Origin of the sequence: Aequorivita flava (assembly GCF_038742595.1) — a bacterium.
GTDB classification, from domain to species: Bacteria; Bacteroidota; Bacteroidia; order Flavobacteriales; family Flavobacteriaceae; genus Aequorivita; species Aequorivita marisscotiae.
Genome location: NZ_JBANCF010000002.1, coordinates 42,695 through 62,518, shown reverse-complemented (window position 1 = coordinate 62,518; position 19,824 = coordinate 42,695). Strand labels below are relative to the sequence as shown.

Sequence of the window (19,824 nt, the reverse complement as noted above, 5' to 3'; positions counted from 1 at the left end):
CGTTATTTTCAATAATGGAGGTAATTGCAAAAAAAATGTACTTAAATTTTTAATGAAATATTTGTACAAGACAAAGTTTGTATTAAATTTGCACCTCCTAAGCTAGAAAATATTTTTAGCCGTGGTGGACGCAAGTCTATATTTATGTAAATTGGCCCATGGTGTAACTGGCAACACGTCTGGTTTTGGTCCAGAAGAGTCTAGGTTCGAGCCCTAGTGGGCCAACTTCTAAACCCTGTAATAACTTGTAAAATTGAAGTTATACAGGGTTTTTTTATTCGGTTGTTCGAACGAGTGTGAATTAAGGTTGCAAAGTATAGCTACATTGCAAAAATCAAAAGAAGTTATTTTGCTTCTTAATCTTCATCATTAAAAATAGGAATACGTTCATGCTCTAATTTCCAAGTAAATTTTTTTTCGCTCTTTCTGTCCATATTAAAAACCGAATAATAGCGCAGCAATAGCGTGCTGTCTTTAGCGTCATTGGTTATTGGCACTAAGGAGTCTGACATGTTGCTTTTGTGGATTGCAAAACGATTAACGGGTTGTTTCCAAACGGAGTCTTTATAAACAAAGACGTAGTATTCATTAAAATTGGTATCCTTCAATTTAGCATTTACAAGCAACACATCGTTCTTAAAATTCGTGAGTTTTAATAGTTTCATCTCTGCTCCTATACTTTCAGGAATAGGTATTGAAGGAAGTTTTGATTTCTCAAAACCAATTAACGTTATTTGTTTAGTGGTGTCAATATTTTTAATATAAGCATAAACAGAATCGGTATTCCCTATAAAATCTGCTTTCAGGGCGCTTTCGGGAATATTTGGTTTTTCCTCAACCGCAATAGTAGATTTCTCTGGTATTACCACCAATTTTGGTTCTTTATCTTTAGGTATTTGATTGCAACCTAATAAAATTAAACAAAATCCTAGGGGTAGTAGTTTCATTTAAATTTTAAAAGTTATAACCGGCATATTGGCGTGGTTTACCATATCTTCACTAATGCTGCCGTTAAAAAAATGCGATATACCTTTGCGGCCATGAGTGCCCATCCCTATAAGTTGTGCGTTTATGTGGTTGGCAAAATTTAGGATGCCTTTTTCTACTGAGCTATCGTTAAAAATATTAAGCGTGTAATTTTCTACCCCCATTCCGCGAACAAAGTTTTCCATTATTTTTTGGGCTTCAACAGATGTATGAAAGTTACCGGGTGTGTTTACAAAGAGCAGGTGCATTCTGGCACCCACTTTTTTAGCAAATTTTTGTGCTTTGTCTAGCGCGCCCCGTCCATCTTCAGAAAAATCTGTAGCAAAAATAAAATCGTTTACCTTAAAATCGGGATGATTATTCTTTATAACCAATACAGGAATTTTGGAGGTGCGAACTACCTTTTCGGTATTGCTTCCCACAAACATTTCTTTAAAACCGCTTGCACCAGTAGAGCCCATTACAATTAAATCTATATTGTTTTTGGCGCAAGTTGTTTCAATATCTTCGTAAATCTCGTCGTGGCCTATGGTTTCATACAGCGTAATACCTTGCAAATAGGGTTTTTGCCTGAGTTCGCTAAATCGTTTTTCCGCAAGTTTAATAAAGAAAAGTGACTCCGGAAGATTGCCCGAATCGCTCGAAGTTGCCAGATGAAGCGGCATTTCCATAGAGTGAAGAACATATATTTCGCTATTGTGCTTTTTTGCCAAAGTAATGGCCACTTTTAATGCGTTTTCCGCCTGTTCGGAAAAATCTGTCGGTACTAAGATACGTTTCATAGAAGGTTGGTTAATTATTAGAACCCTTAAATTACAAAATAAATCCTTTGCGCTTGGTTTTTATAATATTAAAAAATATAGTATATTTGCACCGAATTTGATACGAAAATATCTGAGGGGACTAAAGTCCCCTCTTTTTATAGCTAAAAATGATGCGGGAAAAAGTAGCACAACTGCTTAAAAGTGCACTGGACGAAAACAAATCACTGTTTCTGATTGACCTAAATATTTCTGAAGACAACCAAATACGGGTCATCCTTGACGGCGATAGTGGTGTAACGGTGGAAGACTGTATTGCGGTTAGCCGCCAGATTGAGCACAATTTAGATAGAGAAGAATACGATTTTTCCTTAGAAGTAATGTCTGCCGGTATTTCAGAGCCCCTAACCATGCCCCGACAATACAAAAAAAATATAGGAAGAACCCTAAAAATAAGAACCAAAAACGACGAAAAAATTGAAGGCGAATTAACCACTGCCAACGAAGAAAGCTGTACCCTTACTTGGACTGCACGCGAACCAAAACCTGTTGGAAAAGGTAAAATTACCGTTCAAAAAGAGGCAACATTGCCTTATAAAGATATTATGGAAGCAAAAGTGATGATAACATTTTAATTGAATTGATATGGAAAACTTAGCACTAATCGATTCTTTCTCGGAATTTAAAGACGACAAACAAATAGACAGAGTAACGCTTATGGCGATACTTGAAGACGTTTTCAGAAACGCGCTAAAAAAGAAATACGGAAGCGATGATAACTTTGATATTATTGTAAACCCAGATAAGGGCGATCTTGAAATATGGAGAAACCGTGTAGTTGTAGCCGATGGTGAAGTGGAAGATCCAAACGAGGAAATTTCATTAAGCGAAGCTCGAAAAATTGAGCCAGATTTTGAAATTGGTGAAGATGTTTCTGAAGAAGTAAAATTAATAGATCTTGGCCGTCGTTCAATATTGGCACTGCGCCAAAACCTTATTTCAAAAATTCACGAGCACGACAATACCATAATATATAAGCAGTTTAAAGATCTTGAAGGTGAAATTTACACCGCAGAGGTACATCATATTCGCCACCGTGCCGTTATTTTGTTAGACGACGATGGTAATGAAATTATTCTTCCAAAGGAAAAGCAAATTCCTTCAGATTTCTTTCGTAAAGGAGACAATGTTCGTGGAATAATTGAAAGTGTAGATTTAAAAGGAAACAAGCCTGCAATCATTATGAGCCGCGCAGCGCCAATTTTCCTTGAAAAATTATTCGAGCAGGAAATCCCGGAAGTTTTTGACGGTTTAATCACGGTTAAAAAAGTAGTACGTATCCCAGGAGAAAAAGCAAAAGTTGCCGTAGATTCATACGATGATCGTATAGATCCCGTAGGAGCCTGTGTAGGTATGAAAGGTTCCAGAATTCACGGAATAGTACGCGAATTGGGCAATGAAAATATAGACGTTATAAACTACACCAGCAACCTTACCTTGTTTATAACCCGAGCGCTGAGCCCTGCAAAAGTTACCTCGGTGAAAATTGATGAAGAAAAAAAACGTGCCGAAGTTATTCTTCGCCCAGAAGAAGTAAGTAAAGCAATTGGTCGCGGGGGTCACAACATTCGTCTTGCCGGACAATTAACAGGTTACGAAATAGATGTGCTTCGCGAAGGTGCCGAAGAAGATGTAGAGTTATCAGAATTCTCTGACGAAATTGAAGGTTGGATTATTCAAGAATTTCATAAAATTGGGCTGGATACAGCAAAAAGCGTCTTGGAACACGACATCAACGATTTGGTAAAACGTACCGATCTTGAAGAAGAAACAATTCGCGATGTAATAAATATATTAAAAGAAGAATTTGAAGAGTAGTTGAAACTTTAACTACTTTTATACAAATTTTTTAAAAAGACAAAACAGGAAAAAGCATTTATGGCTGAAGTAAAGACAAAAAGACTAAGTCAGGTATTACGTGAATTCAATATCTCGTTAGATCGTGCCGTGGAATTTTTAAGCTCCAAAGGGTTCGATGTGGACGCAAGTCCCAATACCAAAATAACAGGTGATGAATACGAAGTTCTTTTTGAAGAGTTTGAAACCGACAAAAGTAAAAAAGTAGCATCTAAGGAAGTAGGCGAGGAAAAACGCAAAGAAAAGGAAGAATTACGCCTTGAGCGCGAGCGCGAGCTAGAAGAAAAGCAAAAAAAGGAAGAAGCTTCGCGCGTTATTAGAGCTGGGGCAAAATTGGACGGTCCAAAACAAGTAGGGAAAATTGACCTTGCAACTGGAAAACCCAAAAAAGATGAGCCTAAAGCCGAAGAGAAACCCGCGGCAGCAAAAGAAGAAAAAGTTGAAGCAGAAAAGGTTGAAAAACCAGCTGCGGAAACATCTCCAGTAAAAGAAGAGACGGCGAAAGAAAAGGTAAAGGAAGAGAAGCCAAAGGAAGAAAAAGTTGTAGAGGCGCCAAAAGAAGAAAAGAGTAAAAAAGAAAAACCGAAAGCAGATACAACGGCTAAAGCTATAGAAAAGGAGCCAGCTAAAGAAGCTCCTGTCCAAAAAGCTGAAACCCCAAAAGAAGCGGAAAAAACCGAATCTCCGAAAGAATCGGATACCGTTACTACACAATACCGCAAGCTTGAAGGCCCTAACTTTACAGGCCAAAAAATAGACCTTACCCAGTTTAAAAAACCGGAGAAGAAAAAAGATTCAAAAAGCGACGATAAGAAAAACGTTAAAGGCAAAAGACGCCGTATAAGTAAGGATGCCTCAAAACCTGGAGGCAATAATTTTAGAGATAAGCGCGGAGCAGGACCTGGGTCTGGAAACAGAAAAGGACGAAGCAATACGCCAAAAGAAGAGCCAAGCGAAGAAGAAGTACAAAAACAAGTTCGCGAAACTTTAGAAAAACTGCAAGGAAAGTCTTCTAAAGGTAAAGGTGCTAAATACCGTCGTGAAAAACGAGATACGCACCGTCAAAAAACCGATGAGCTTGCACAACAAGAAGCCGATAACAAACTTATTAAAGTTACCGAATTTGTTACCGCAAGTGAAATGGCAACCATGATGGATGTGCCCGTTACCAAAATTATCTCGGCTTGTATGAGTTTGGGTATGATGGTAACTATGAACCAGCGTCTTGATGCCGAAACTTTAAGTATTGTTGCAGATGAATTTGGTTACGAATTAGAATTTGTAACAGCAGACCTCGAAGAATCTATAGATCGCGAAATTGATGCGCCAGAAGATCTGGAAGATCGCGCACCTATTGTAACGGTAATGGGTCACGTAGATCACGGTAAAACCTCGCTATTGGATTATATACGTAAGGAAAACGTAATTGCGGGTGAATCCGGAGGTATAACACAGCACATTGGAGCCTATGGAGTTGAATTGGAAGGTGGCCAAAAGATTGCATTTTTAGATACACCCGGTCACGAGGCGTTTACTGCTATGCGTGCTCGTGGAGCACAAGTTACCGACGTTGCCATTATTGTGGTTGCTGCGGACGACGACATTATGCCACAAACAAAAGAGGCAATTAGCCACGCGCAAGCAGCGGGTGTGCCAATAGTTTTTGCAATTAATAAAATAGATAAACCTACCGCAAATCCTGAAAAAATTAAAGAAGGTCTGGCTCAAATGAATTTGCTGGTTGAAGATTGGGGTGGAAAGATTCAGTCGCAGGATATATCGGCAAAAACAGGTAATGGTGTAAAGGAATTACTGGAAAAAGTATTGCTTGAAGCCGAACTACTTGAACTAAAAGCAAACCCAGATCGTCAGGCAAACGGTACAATTGTAGAAGCATTCTTAGACAAAGGTCGAGGGTATGTATCTACCGTTTTGGTGCAAGGTGGTACATTAAAAGTTGGAGACTACGTACTCGCAGGACAGCACAGCGGTAAAGTAAGAGCTATGCAAGATGAGCGTGGCAAGAATGTAAAAGAGGCTGGGCCATCAACGCCAGTGTCTGTGCTTGGTCTTGACGGAGCACCGCAAGCGGGCGATAAATTTAATGTTTTTGACGACGAACGTGAGGCCAAGAGTATTGCCACAAAACGCACCCAACTGCAACGAGAGCAGTCTGTACGAACACAGCGCCATATTACGTTAGACGAAATAGGAAGACGTATTGCCTTAGGTGAATTTAAAGAACTCAACATAATTCTAAAAGGTGATGTTGATGGTTCTGTTGAAGCATTAACAGATTCATTCCAGAAATTATCTACTGAAGAAATACAAGTAAATATTATTCATAAAGCGGTTGGCCCAATTACCGAAAGCGATGTGCTGCTAGCATCAGCTTCAGACGCAATTATTATTGGTTTCAACGTTCGCCCTATGGGTAATGCGCGCCAGATTGCCGATAAAGAAGAAATAGATATCCGTACATACTCCATTATTTACGATGCTATAAACGATCTAAAAGATGCAATGGAAGGTATGCTTTCTCCAGAAATGAAAGAAGAAATTACTGGAACAGCAGAAATTCGTGAAACTTTCAAGATATCGAAAGTAGGTACAATTGCAGGTTGTATGGTATTGACCGGAAAAATTTTCCGAAATTCTGGAATTCGTCTAATTCGCGAAGGAGTGGTAGTTTACACAGGTGAACTGGCTTCCTTAAAACGATTTAAAGACGATGTTAAAGAGGTGTCTAAAGGATACGATTGTGGTATTCAAATTAAAAACTACAATGATATTTATGAAAATGACATTATCGAAGCATTCCAGGAGGTTGCTGTAAAGAAAAAATTAAAATAATCTATTCCTGAGTTCTATATTAAAGCGACCTGAAAGTGAATATTTTCGGGTCGTTTTTGTTTAGAATCCGCACTGTTTTTTTTAGCCTCCTGTAACATTCAGTTTTTTTTGGTGTCTATTAAGAAAACCAAACCAAATGAATTTTGCGCTATACAGGCTTTGCTTTACCACATTCCTGCTTTTTAATTTTGTAGCCCTTTCGCAAACAAAGGATAGCATTCCACGGAAAAAAATTACCATTCCGCGTATAGTTGAAGCACCAAAAATTGATGGCGTATTAAACGATGCAGCTTGGCAAAATGCTCCAATCGCAACCAATTTTGTAGAAAGACAACCCAATAACGGAAAGCCAATTCCCGATAGTTTACAAACCGATGTAAAAATTGTTTATGACGATTTGGGTATTTATTTTGGCGCAACCTTGAAAGATCCAGAACCGGATAAAATTTTAAAGGAACTTACCGAAAGAGACGGTATTGGAAACGACGATTTCTTCTTTGTACTTTTAAATGGGTATAACGACAGGCAACAAAGTTTGCAATTTATTGTTACGGCAGCCGGGGTGCAATACGATGCAAAAATGACTAATGGCAATGAAGACAGTTCTTGGAATGGAATCTGGTACAGTGCTGTAAAAATTAACGAGAACGGCTGGGTAGCCGAAATGTTTATTCCGTATTCCGAAATTCGTTTTCCCAATAAAAGTGTGCAGGTTTGGGGGTTAAATATGGAGCGTGAATTTAGACGAAAACGAACCAGATATTCCTGGAGCCCGATTGATAATTCAAAAGGAGCCTATTCTATCTACGATGGCGAAATCTATGGCATTGAAAATGTACAAGCGCCCACCCGACTGTCTTTTCAACCATATTTGTCGGCTTATGTAAATGATTATGATGGAAAAACTGAAACAATATTAAACGGCGGTATGGACCTAAAATACGGTATAAACGATGCGTTTACCCTAGATATGGTTTTAATTCCGGATTTTGGACAGTCTAAATTTGATGCCGAGGTTTTAAACCTTTCTGCCTTCGAAACCCAATACGAGGAAAATCGCGGATTCTTTACCGAAGGAACCGAGCTATTTACAAAGGGAAATCTCTTTTATTCGCGAAGAGTAGGTGGTAATCCTTCTAAATACCCGAATCTTTCCGAGAGTGAGGAAATTAATAATTATCCAACTTCGGTAGCCTTAATTAATGCATTTAAAATTTCTGGGAGAACCGATGGCAATCTAGGCATTGGTATTTTTAATGCGATTACTGAAAAGACCTATGCCGAAATTCAAGACGTAACAACCGGCGAAACAAGACGGGAAGTTGTTGAACCATTGGCCAATTACAACATCTTGGTTTTAGACCAGCGATTTGGCGATAATTCATCAATTTCATTCGTAAATACAAATGTTTTGCGCGAAGGCTATTTTCGCGATGCGAACGCTTCTGGTTTATATATGGACCTAACAAATAAAAACAACACCATTAACTATTTTGCCAATGCCGAAGGTAGTTGGGTCATGGAAGATTCTACAAAGTTTGGAATGGAAGGTAATGCCGGAATTTCAAAAATAAATGGTAGTCATCGCCTTTCGGGAGAGGTAGATTTTAGAACCCAAGATTATGATATTAATGATATGGGCTATTCAAGTGAAACGAATTATATTAGATATGGCGCGTATTACGGGTACCGTTATCTTCAACCTAAAGGCAATTTAAATAATTTGTTTTTAAACTTTAATGTAAACTACACTCGAAGGCTAAAAACCGATCTGTACAGCAATTTTCTTTTTAATTTTAATTCGAGTTTTACCACTAAGGAATATTTGGGTTTTGGGGGTGGTTTTGAAATGACGCCCTTTGGAACTAATGACTTTTACGAGCCACGAGTTAAGGGTAAATATTTGCAAGTGCCCGATTATTACAATGTTTGGGGGTGGTTTTCTACAGATTACAGAAAAAAATTGGCGTTAGATGTAAATGTAGATTGGTATAAATACAATGAAAACGGACGAGATAGATTTATTTTTGAATTGGGTCCGAAGTATCGCGTTTCAGATAAATTTAAAATATTTTTCAATGCGGCAGTAACTTTTTCAAAAAATGAAGATGGTTTTGTAGGTATTACAAATGATGACATTATTTTCGGAAAGCGCGACAGAAATACGGTTGTGAATGCTGTAGAATCGCAATATATTTTTAATAATAAAATGGCGTTAAATTTTTCGTTCCGCCATTATTATTCCGAAGTAGCATACAGTGAATTTTTTACGTTACAGCCCAATGGGGAATTATTGGAAAATTCATTTTATTCTGAAAACCGCGATGCAACTTATAATAACTGGAATATAGACCTGCGATTTTCGTGGTGGTTTGCTCCAGGCAGCCAACTTACGCTCTTGTATAGAAATGCTATGGAAAGTTTTGTAAACGATTCGCGAATAAATTTATCAAACAATTTCAATAATCTTTTTGATGAACCTTCACTTAATAGTATTTCGTTGCGTGTAAGTTATTATTTAGATTACAACAGGATAAAAGGTTGGGTAGGCAATCGCTCAAAGGCCAATCCGGTAGGTTTTAATGATAGCAAAATACCAAGGCAGCGGAAATACGATAAATTAAAAAAATTATAGAAAATTATTTTCTGCGTTCAGGTTTTAAAATAAAAGCAGAAGAAAATGTTTTTTGTATTTCAAGCAGTGCCCTTTCTGCTTCAATTCTCGTAGAAAAGTTTCCTGCCCAAACCTTAAAGTTTGGTGTTTCGTAACCTATAGAGGCGGGCCAATTACCGTAACTGCTTCGGTATTTGCTAATAACCTGGTTGGCTTTATCCAGCTCGCCATAATATAACTGTATGGTGTATCCATCAGAAAGTTTATTGTCTTTTTCCAGATTTTTCTTTAGCTCCAGCAATTGGGTGATTTTTGAATCTGTATTTACCGTCAAGGTAGCGTTTTGTGCAATACAATCTTCAGAAAAAAAAGTGATTAAAAGACTGACTATTAAAATTTTGAAGCAGGATTGTGGATTCATAAGCTTATTTCTTTCTTGCAAAGGTAAAACTTAATAACATTGCGGACACCCGATTTATTATTTAGAACTAATATAAATTAATAGTTAACACTTTGTTTGCATTTTCAAAATCGACTTTATAATGTACTTTTGTGCCTTTGTTTGTGGTGCAGAATCGGGATTAAGTATCCTGGAAATCGTAATTAATTCTGTTCCAAAACTATCGAGAAAAATTAATCATTAGTAATGAAATGCGCATATCAATGAGTTTCGAGCTAAACCGAAATGATTTATCTGCAAATTCCACTGACCAATAAAAAACTATACAATCAACAAATGAAAAAGGTGAATTTAATACATCTACGCTCAAAATTGCCACTTCTTTTGTTAGTGTTTTTACTAACTTTTTCAACTTCCATTTATTCGCAAGAAACAGCAGAAGGCAATGCTGCCGGAGGAGACGTTGCTGCGGGGGAAGCTTTGTTTAAGGCCAATTGTGCTGCGTGTCATAAACTAGATAAAAAGGCAGTGGGTCCCGCACTAAGAGGCGTGGGCGATAAATTTGACCGTGATTGGTTGTACAAATGGATTCAGAACAGTCAGGCGCTAATTGCCGCTGGCGATCCACAAGCTGTAAAGCTTTTTGAAGAAAACAACAAGGCTATAATGACGGCCTTTCCGGCACTTTCGGAAACAGATATGGATAATATCTTGGCATACGTTGATCAGCCTAAAGCGGAGCCGATTGCAGCAGCACCGGGCGCAGAAGCTACTGCTGGGGGTGGAGCCTCAGGCGGAGGTTCTGTTTCTAACACATTGGTGGTAGGAGCACTGGCGCTTATTTTCTTGTTGCTGGTTATTATGCTCTATTTGGTCACCAATACGCTTAAAAGAATTGCAGAAGCAAATGGTGTTGTTTATGAAGAAAAGGAAAAGGGCACCCCTATTTGGAAAGCTTTTGTTCAAAATCAATTTTTGGTTTTGGTGTTTTCAATATTCTTATTGCTTTCCGCGGCATATTTCGGGTTTGGGTATATGATGCAGGTAGGTGTAGATCAGGGGTACGCTCCTGTGCAGCCAATTCATTACTCACATAAAATTCACGCTGGCGACAATCAGATAGATTGTAATTTCTGCCATAGTTCTGCTAGAAAAAGTAAACATTCCGGAATACCTTCATTAAATGTTTGTATGAATTGTCATAAAAATATTTCAGAAGTAGCTCCTGAAACGGCCACTGAAGAATATTCAAAAGAATTTTACGACGGAGAAATCCAGAAATTATACAAAGCCGTAGGCTGGGACGCCGAGAACCAAGAATACACCGGAAAAACGGAGCCTGTAAAATGGGTTCGTATTCACAACCTTCCTGACTTTGTATATTTTAACCACTCACAACACGTTACCGTTGCCGGGATCGCATGTCAAAAATGTCACGGTGAAATTCAGGAAATGGAAGTAGTAGAGCAATTTGCTCCACTTACAATGGGGTGGTGTATAGACTGTCACAGAGAAACGAACGTTAATTTGGAGAATAATGAATATTATGCCAAAATACACGAGGAGCTTTCTAAAAAGTATGGAGTTGAGAAGTTAACAATCGCCGAAATGGGCGGATTGGAATGTGGAAAATGTCACTATTAATAAAATAAAAGGATAATTACAGATAGCAATATGGCATCAAACAAGAAATACTGGAGAAGTGTTGAAGAGCTGAACGAAGACAGTGCAATTGTGAAGGCGCTGCAGGATAATGAGTTTGTAACTGAAATCCCTACAGACGAGTTTCTTGGCGATAAAAAAGCTTTAGAATCTTCATCAACCACGCGTCGTGATTTCTTAAAATATGTGGGCTTTTCTACAGCTGCGGCTACATTGGCTGCTTGCGAGGGTCCCGTGGTTAAGTCAATTCCTTATGTTGTTCAGCCTCACGAAATAGTGCCTGGAGTAGCAAATTATTATGCTTCAACTATGGCCGACGGTTTCGATTTTGCCAATGTTTTGGTAAAAACTCGTGAAGGACGTCCCATTAAAATTGAAAGAAATGACCTTTCGGAAAATGGCGGAAGCGCAAATGCACGTGTGCATGCTTCGATCTTAGGATTATACGATAAAAACAGATTAACTGGCCCCTTGTTAAACGGTGCTGCTGTGAGTTGGCCAGAGTTTGATACGGCTATGGCGCAGAAAATGAATGAAATGTCTGGAAAAGATATTGTTTTGCTTACGCAAACATTCGCGAGCCCTTCTACTTCAAAATTAATTTCTGAATTTACCGCTAAATACGCGAACATAAAGCATGTTGTTTATGATACAGTATCTTGTTCGGCCGCTTTAGATGCATTTCAGAATACATATGGAAGCCGTGCATTGCCAGATTACGATTTTTCAAAAGCCGAATTAATTGTATCTGTAGGAGCCGATTTTTTGGGCGACTGGCAAGGTGGAAGCTATAGCAAAGGATATGCTAAAGGCCGTATTCCAAAAAACGGAAAAATGTCTCGCCATATTCAGTTTGAAGCAAATCTTACCTTAACCGGTGGAAAGGCAGATAAGCGAGTTCCGGCTACACCTACCCAACAAATAGAAATTTTAAAAGCTTTAACCGGTGGAAGTGCTTCTGGTTTGCCAGAAAATATAGCCGATGCTGTAAATAAAGCGAAAGCCCAACTTCAAAAAGCTGGAGGTAAAGCTTTATTGATAACAAACTTACCCGATGTAGCTTCGCAAACAATGGCGTTAAAATTTAATGCCAATAGTGAGGCTATGGATGTTAACAAACCATTGTTGACTAGACAGGGCAGTAATAGTGAAGTAATGGCTGTTGTAAACGGTGTTATTTCAGGAAATATAAAAGGCTTAATAACGGTGGGTGTTGACCCTGTTTATTCCTTGCCAAATGCACAGGAATTTGCCGAGGCATACCAAAAATTGGAAATGAGTCTTGCATTCGCCATTAAACAGGATGCTACTGCTTCATTGGCTAAAATGGTTGCCGCTGTTCCTCATTACTTAGAGTCTTGGGGCGATGCACAAATAAAGAAAGGCCACTATAGTCTTACACAGCCTACAATCCGTCCGTTGTTTAATACACGTCAGTTTCAAGATTGTTTGTTGCAGTGGACTGGCAATTCAAAAAAATATTACGATTACGTAAAAGAAACTTGGATATCTTCAATTTTAGGTGGTGGTTCATGGGGTCAAGCGCTTCACGATGGTTTCGTTACCAGTGATTCTGAAGTGTCCATGGAGTCTGTAAAATCTGCTTCAGAAGGAGCTGGCGTTTTAGAGGAAAGTACTTCTAACGGTGCACTTTCGTTTCTTTCACAAGACGGTAATTACGATCTTACTTTATACACTTCTACTGGTTTGGGAGATGGCCAACAAGCTAACAACCCTTGGCTGCAAGAATTTCCAGATCCTATTACAAGAGCCTCGTGGGACAACTATCTTACGGTTTCGGCATCAGATGCTGAAGCTCTCGGTCTAGTAAACAAACATGTATCTAATGGTGCTTTAAACGGAAGTTATGCAAATGTAACTTTAGGAAACGTAGTTATTGAAAACGTTCCAGTGATCATTCAACCAGGGCAAGCCAAAGGTTCTGTTGGTCTGGCATTGGGATATGGTAAAACGGCTGCAATTCAAGAAGAAATGCAAACGGGAGTTAATGCCTATGCGCTGTATCAAAACTTCTCAAACATTCAGAAGGTATCTATTGAAAAAGCTAGCGGAATGCACGAATTTGCTTGCGTACAGTTGCAAAGTACAATGGCCGGACGTAGTGAAGATATTATAAAGGAAACAACTCTTGAAATTTTCAATACTAAAGATAAATCACACTGGAATTCTGTTCCTGTAACCGACTACGATCACAGTCCAACTTCGGTACGCGATGAAAAGGCAGATATCTGGAGCTCGTTCGATACTAGTGTTGGGCATCATTTTAATCTTTCTATAGATTTAAATGCGTGTACAGGATGTGGAGCTTGTGTAATTGCTTGCCATGCAGAAAACAACGTTCCCGTTGTTGGTAAAGAAGAAGTTAGAAAGTTCCGCGATATGCACTGGTTGCGCGTAGATAGATATTATGCTGCTGGTGAAACCTTTAAAGAAGAAATTGAAACTTTAGAAAATCTTCCTGCTTTTGATTCGTATAAAGTAGTTGAAGTTCCTGCATATGAAAATCCACAGGTTGCATTTCAGCCTGTAATGTGTCAGCATTGTAATCATGCACCTTGTGAAACTGTTTGTCCTGTTGCGGCCACGTCGCACGGTCGCCAGGGTCAGAATCATATGGCTTACAACCGTTGTGTTGGAACACGCTATTGTGCAAACAACTGTCCTTACAAGGTTCGTCGTTTTAACTGGTTCCTATATAGCGAAAATGATGCTTTTGATTATAATATGAACAATGACCTTGGAAGAATGGTGCTTAACCCAGATGTGGTGGTGCGTTCTCGCGGGGTAATGGAAAAATGTTCGTTGTGTATCCAAATGACACAGAAAACAATTCTAGATGCTAAGCGCGAAGGAAGACCTGTTAAGGACGGCGAATTCCAAACTGCTTGTTCAAAAGCTTGCGACACTGGAGCAATGGTATTTGGAGATATAAACGATGAAGAATCTGAAGTGTTAAAACTGAAAAAGGATGATAGAATGTATCATTTGTTAGAGAATGTTGGTACAAAGCCGAATGTATTCTATCACGCTATTATAAAAAACACCACAGAAGCATAAAAACTAATAAAAACCAATTATTTAAGAATTATATATGTCGTCACACTACGAAGCACCTATAAGAGAGCCTTTGGTTCTGGGAGAGAAGTCCTATCATGACATCAGTGTAGATGTTGGGGCACCCGTTCTGGGAAAGGCCAATAAATCTTGGTGGATTGTTTTTACCATCGCCCTAATAGCATTTTTATGGGGGTTGGGATGCATTATCTACACCGTATCAACCGGTATTGGAGTTTGGGGATTAAACAAGACCATTGGTTGGGCTTGGGATATTACCAACTTTGTTTGGTGGGTAGGTATTGGTCACGCCGGAACACTTATTTCTGCCGTATTATTACTTTTCCGCCAAAAATGGAGGATGGCCGTTAACCGTTCTGCGGAAGCGATGACTATTTTCGCAGTTGTTCAGGCTGGATTGTTTCCAATTATTCACATGGGGCGTCCGTGGTTGGCGTATTGGGTATTACCTATCCCTAACCAGTTTGGGTCGTTATGGGTAAACTTTAACTCACCATTGCTTTGGGATGTATTTGCAATTTCAACATACCTTTCTGTATCACTTGTATTCTGGTGGACAGGGTTGCTTCCGGATTTTGCAATGATACGCGATAGAACCCAAAGCCCATTTCAGAAAAAAATATATGGCATACTTAGTTTTGGATGGAGCGGCCGTGTAAAAGACTGGCAACGTTTTGAAGAAGTGTCACTTGTTTTGGCAGGTTTGGCCACGCCACTGGTACTTTCGGTACATACCATTGTATCTTTTGACTTTGCTACTTCGGTAGTTCCGGGCTGGCATAGTACCATTTATCCGCCTTACTTTGTTGCAGGAGCAATTTTCTCTGGTTTCGCTATGGTACAAACCCTGCTTATAATTATGCGTAAAGTTTCTAACCTAGAAAACTATATTACTGTACTTCATATTGAGTATATGAATAAAGTAATCTTACTAACCGGAGGAATAGTTACCGTTGCGTATTTAATTGAATATTTTATAGCTTGGTATTCTGGTGTGCCTTACGAAAATTACGCTTATTTATCCTTTGGTGCTGCAACTGGACCATACTGGTGGGCATTTTGGGCGTTAATAATCTGTAACCTAATTGTGCCACTTACACTTTGGGTGAAAAAGTTAAGAAGAAATATTGTTTGGACGTTTATCGTAGCTCTTATAATTAACATCGGAATGTGGTTTGAGCGTTTTGATATTATTGTTATAGATTTAAGTAAAGATAGATTAACCTCTACTTGGGCTATGTTTCAACCAACCTTTGTAGACATAGGTACCTTTATGGGAACCATCGGATTTTTCTTTGTGCTTTTCTTACTATATGCTCGTACTTTCCCAGTAATTGCACAAGCAGAAGTAAAAACAATTTTAAAATCTTCGGGAGAATCCTTTAAAAAATTACGCGCAATTCACGGCGATGACCACAGTCACGTACAAACAGTAGAGGAATATCCTGCTGATGCCGGTCCGGCCGCAAATACGTTAGATAAAAATTTTGAATCGCCATTTAATTCGGCTGAAGATGAAGTTGAAAATAATGCAGTTGATTTTGAAATGCATAAAGGGAAAATAGATAATCTGCTAAGTGCCGTAGGTGTCTTTAACCCAGAAACACAATCTCAGGACGACCTTAAAAAGATAAACGGAGTTGGACCAGTGATGGAACAGAAGCTTCACCAATTGGGAATATTTACTTTTGAACAGGTTAGCCGAATGACCGATCGCGAATACGATTTATTGGATGAGATAATTAGTGAATTCCCAGGAAGAGCCAAACGAGACGATTGGGCTGGACAAGCACTAATTTTAAAAAACGAAAACTAATTATGGCTTCTAAAAAGATACACGCAATTTACACTGATGACGATCTGCTAATGCAAGCCGTTAAGCAGACGCGCGCGGCAAACTATCATATCTCCGAGGTTTTTACCCCGTTTCCGGTACACGGTTTGGACCATGCTGTAGGTTTGGCGCCAACCCGTATAGCAATAACCTCATTCCTTTACGGTCTTGTGGGATTAAGTTTTGCGGTTTGGATGATGAATTTTATAATGATTGAAGATTGGCCGCAGAACATTGGTGGTAAACCAAGCTTTACATTTTATCAAAATATGCCGGCATTTATACCAATTATGTTTGAACTTACCGTGTTTTTTGCGGCTCACTTAATGGTTATCACGTTCTATATGCGAAGTAAACTATGGCCTTTCAAAAAAGCTGAAAATCCAGATTTACGTACTACGGACGATCACTTTCTAATGGAGGTTGATGCAGAAAACCACGACGTTGCAAAGTTAACCAAGTTCTTGTATGATACGGGCGCATCGGAAATTAGTCTAATTGAAAACGAGCAAGACCATTAATATGAAAACATTAATAAACATAGGAATCGCCATTATTGCATCTGCAACCATGGTTTCTTGTTTTAACGATAAAAAACCAAACTATCAATATTTTCCAAATATGTACGAGCCGGTTGGTTACGAAACATATGGTGAATACGATATATTTCCAGATCAACAGGAGGCAATGATTCCGCCGGCTAACACTGTTGCACGTGGCCATTCTGCTTATGACTATGAAAACAGTACGGAAGGATTATTACTTGCCAAAGCAGAGTTAACTAATCCATATCCTGTTACGGAAGAAAATTTGGCAACGGGTGCCCAGCTTTATACACTTTATTGTGCTGTATGCCATGGCGATGAAGGCGATGGAAAAGGAATATTGGCAACTCGTGAAAAATTCTTAGGAATTCCCAGCTATGCAGATGCAGGACGTACTATTACACCTGGAGGTACCTATCATGTACAAGTTTACGGTTTAAATGCAATGGGCTCCTATGCCGGGCAAGTAGACGAAAAGGAGCGCTGGCAAATAGCAATGCATGTTATGGATTTAAAGGCATCGTTAAAAGGTGAGCCTGGAGTCCTAGAAACTGCTAAAGCTACCGCAGACTCTATTAGTAGTTTGTCAGAAAAGAATATGGATGCAGGTACTGCTTCCGAAGTAGATAATAAGTAAGAAATTAAAGAGAATAGCTAAAGATATGTATACGCTACCTAGTAAATTAAAACTGTTTTCTATCATTATAATGGTGCTTGGACTGGCAGGAATGGCCTATGGTTTTCTTACAACCCCAAAGACTGTTGAGGATGTTAAAAAAATAATGGCCCAACAAGAAGGCCATCACGCTGAGGGACATGCAGATGCAGGACACGGCGAAGATAATACGGCGAACTTTGTTGATACTGCTCGTGGTGAAGCAGGTTATTCAGAAGCCGCGATGGAACACGCTACCGATTTAAAACCTGAAGGTCATGGTGCGAGCTCACACGATGAGCATGTTTTGCACCAGATGCAAACCAGACCTTGGTCTGCTACATTTGTGGCGGCATTTTTCTTTATGATGATTGCTTTAGGAGTATTGGTGTTTTATGCTATTCAATATGCTTCTCAGGCAGGTTGGTCTCCGGCACTTTATAGAATTATGGAAGGAATTACTAGCTATTTACTGCCTGGTTCTATTATTGTATTTTTAATAGTTGCTTTTGCGGGAACTCATTTTTTTCCTTGGCAGAACGAGGAGTTGGTAGCAGGAGATAAAATATTGCAAGGAAAGGCAGGTTATCTTAACCTTCCATTCTTTTTAATTCGTGGTTTTATCTATCTTTTAGGATGGAACCTATATAGATACTTCTCCAGAAAAAATTCATTGGCGCAAGACGAGGTTAATAATTATGGGCCATATAGAAAGAACTTTAAAATCTCAGTTTTCTTCCTGGCCTTCTTCCTTGTAACAGAAGCTTCAATGGCTATAGATTGGTTTATGTCTATGACACCGCACTGGTACAGTACGTTATTTCCTTGGTATGTTTTTGCAAGTTTATTTGTGTCGGCTATTACAGTAATAGCATTGGTAACAATACATTTAAAGAGCCGAGGCCTTATACCCTTTGTGAGCGATAAACATCTACACGATTTAGCTATATATATGTTTGCATTCAGTATATTCTGGACTTATTTATGGTTCAGTCAGTTTATGCTTATTTGGTATGCAAACATTCCAGAAGAGGTGACTTATTTTATAATACGGATTCAAGAATATAAAGTATTGTTTTTCGGAATGCTTATACTTAATTTTGTATTCCCTATTTTAGTATTGATGAATAGCGACTACAAGCGAGTACCGTGGTTTGTTGTTATTGCTGCAGTATTTATTTTGGTAGGCCACTATATAGACGTGTTCTTATTAGTGATGCCTTCAACTGTAGGCCATAACTGGTACTTTGGAATACCAGAAATAGCAGCATTGTTATTTTTTGCAGGACTTTTCATATTAGTTGTCGGAACGGGATTAGGGAAAGTTTCTCTCAGACCAAAGAATGATCCGTTTATTAAAGAAAGTGAAAACTACCATTTTTAATCATTTAGTTTAAAGAAGATATTGTAAGATGACCGCATTTTTAGTAATATTAGTAATCGTCCTTTTTGGAATTTCTGTATGGCAAATGAACAGAATTTTCCAGTTAGCAAAGACAAAGCCTACCGGCCATTCTGAAATAGCATCAGATAAGGATAATAACACCCAAGGGTACTTAATGTTAGGCTTTCTGGCATTTATCTATATTTTAACCATTGTTTCCTTTTGGTTGTGGTTTGATACCCTATTGCCAGAATCTGGATCTGAACATGGTTCTAAGATTGACAACCTTATGTTAATCTCTATGATTCTTATATTCTTTGTTGGAATTCTTACGCAAGGAGTGTTGCATTATTTTGCTTTCATTTACCGTGGCAACAAGGTTAAACGAGCTACTTTCTATGCCGATAACGACAAATTAGAATTTATTTGGACTATTATTCCAGTAATTGTATTGGCGGGGCTCATCATTTACGGTCTATTTACTTGGACCGATATTATGAATGTTGACAAAGATGACGATCCATTAATCGTTGAGCTTTATGCGCAGCAATTTAACTGGAAAGCTCGCTATGGTGGAAATGATAATACCCTCGGAAATGCAAACGTTCGCTTAATAGAAGGTGTTAATCAATTGGGGGTAGATCCTGCAGATCCAAACGGTCAGGATGATAAAATAGTAACCGAACTTCACCTGCCGGTTGGACGAAAAGTATTAATTAAAATGCGATCACAAGATGTGCTGCATTCTGCTTATATGCCTCATTTTAGAGCGCAAATGAACTGTGTTCCAGGAATGATTACACAATTCGCTTTTACTCCTACTATTACTACGGAAGAAATGCGACAAAATGATTATATTATCGATAAGGTAGCGAACATCAATACCATTAGAAAGGAAAAATCTGTTGAACTTGCAGCCAAAGGAGAAGAACCTTTAGAAACTTATGAATTTGACTATTTTGTACTGTGTAACAAAATATGTGGTATAAGCCACTACAATATGCAGATGAAAATAATTGTAGAGTCTGAAGAAGATTACAAGGCTTGGTTGGCAGAACAACCTACCTTAGGAGAACAGCTTAGCAAAGAAACTAAATAATATTAGCTTAATTAGAT

The 19,824-nt window shown here is 38.6% G+C and carries 14 protein-coding genes and 1 tRNA gene; 12 read left to right on the top strand and 3 right to left on the bottom strand.

Translation table 11 applies throughout. The annotated features are described in order from the left end of the window. Window positions 1-152: 152 nt before the first annotated feature. Window positions 153-225: transfer RNA gene (locus VZD24_RS02705), tRNA-Gln, on the top strand. A gap of 131 nt (window positions 226-356) precedes the next feature. Here the strand turns inward: VZD24_RS02705 and VZD24_RS02700 are convergent. Together VZD24_RS02700 and VZD24_RS02695 are read right to left on the bottom strand one after the other, a co-directional pair. Further along, window positions 357-947, bottom strand: a complete 591-nt coding sequence (locus VZD24_RS02700) for a hypothetical protein (RefSeq protein WP_342686926.1) — start codon at window positions 945-947, stop codon at window positions 357-359. Next, window positions 948-1,769: a universal stress protein gene (locus VZD24_RS02695; RefSeq protein ID WP_342686927.1), complete on the bottom strand. Its 822-nt coding sequence runs from the start codon at window positions 1,767-1,769 to the stop codon at window positions 948-950. 149 nt (window positions 1,770-1,918) lie between these two features. On the opposite strand from VZD24_RS02695, the gene rimP reads away from it, so the two are divergent. The 4 genes from rimP (at window position 1,919) to VZD24_RS02675 (ending at window position 9,153) form a co-directional block, all read left to right on the top strand. Beyond that, window positions 1,919-2,383, top strand: a complete 465-nt coding sequence (gene rimP, locus VZD24_RS02690; protein WP_279449915.1) for a ribosome assembly cofactor RimP — start codon at window positions 1,919-1,921, stop codon at window positions 2,381-2,383. A 10-nt stretch (window positions 2,384-2,393) separates the two neighbouring features. Next, entirely contained in the window at window positions 2,394-3,626 is a 1,233-nt protein-coding gene (gene nusA / locus VZD24_RS02685) for a transcription termination factor NusA (protein ID WP_342686928.1), read from the top strand. 60 nt (window positions 3,627-3,686) lie between these two features. Next, window positions 3,687-6,518 carry a translation initiation factor IF-2 gene (gene infB / locus VZD24_RS02680; RefSeq protein WP_342686929.1) on the top strand — a complete coding sequence of 944 codons (2,832 nt, stop codon included), beginning with the start codon at window positions 3,687-3,689 and terminating at the stop codon, window positions 6,516-6,518. 136 nt (window positions 6,519-6,654) lie between these two features. Then, on the top strand, window positions 6,655-9,153 hold the full coding sequence (locus VZD24_RS02675) for a DUF5916 domain-containing protein (protein ID WP_342686930.1): 2,499 nt from the start codon (window positions 6,655-6,657) through the stop codon (window positions 9,151-9,153). A 4-nt stretch (window positions 9,154-9,157) separates the two neighbouring features. Here VZD24_RS02675 and VZD24_RS02670 read toward each other — a convergent pair whose 3' ends face one another. After that, window positions 9,158-9,553, bottom strand: a complete 396-nt coding sequence (locus tag VZD24_RS02670) for an SPOR domain-containing protein (protein WP_279449919.1) — start codon at window positions 9,551-9,553, stop codon at window positions 9,158-9,160. Window positions 9,554-9,868: 315 nt separating this feature from the next. Here VZD24_RS02670 and VZD24_RS02665 point away from each other — a divergent pair, with 315 nt between their 5' ends. The 7 genes from VZD24_RS02665 to VZD24_RS02635 are packed head-to-tail and all read left to right on the top strand — an operon-like array spanning window position 9,869 to window position 19,807. Next, window positions 9,869-11,176 carry a c-type cytochrome gene (locus VZD24_RS02665; protein WP_342686965.1) on the top strand — a complete coding sequence of 436 codons (1,308 nt, stop codon included), beginning with the start codon at window positions 9,869-9,871 and terminating at the stop codon, window positions 11,174-11,176. 30 nt (window positions 11,177-11,206) lie between these two features. Beyond that, window positions 11,207-14,272: a TAT-variant-translocated molybdopterin oxidoreductase gene (locus VZD24_RS02660; RefSeq protein ID WP_342686931.1), complete on the top strand. Its 3,066-nt coding sequence runs from the start codon at window positions 11,207-11,209 to the stop codon at window positions 14,270-14,272. 34 nt (window positions 14,273-14,306) lie between these two features. Then, a complete protein-coding gene (gene nrfD, locus VZD24_RS02655; protein WP_279449921.1) occupies window positions 14,307-16,106 on the top strand; it encodes an NrfD/PsrC family molybdoenzyme membrane anchor subunit in 1,800 nt (599 codons plus the stop codon). A gap of 2 nt (window positions 16,107-16,108) precedes the next feature. Then, complete coding sequence (locus VZD24_RS02650; protein WP_279449922.1) at window positions 16,109-16,645, top strand: DUF3341 domain-containing protein; 537 nt, start codon at window positions 16,109-16,111, stop codon at window positions 16,643-16,645. 1 nt (window position 16,646) lies between these two features. Continuing rightward, on the top strand, window positions 16,647-17,306 hold the full coding sequence (locus VZD24_RS02645; protein ID WP_342686932.1) for a c-type cytochrome: 660 nt from the start codon (window positions 16,647-16,649) through the stop codon (window positions 17,304-17,306). Window positions 17,307-17,331: 25 nt separating this feature from the next. Further along, window positions 17,332-18,708, top strand: a complete 1,377-nt coding sequence (locus VZD24_RS02640) for a quinol:cytochrome C oxidoreductase (protein WP_279449924.1) — start codon at window positions 17,332-17,334, stop codon at window positions 18,706-18,708. Between the two features lie 28 nt (window positions 18,709-18,736). Next, on the top strand, window positions 18,737-19,807 hold the full coding sequence (locus tag VZD24_RS02635; RefSeq protein WP_279449925.1) for a cytochrome c oxidase subunit II transmembrane domain-containing protein: 1,071 nt from the start codon (window positions 18,737-18,739) through the stop codon (window positions 19,805-19,807). Window positions 19,808-19,824 lie beyond the last annotated feature (17 nt).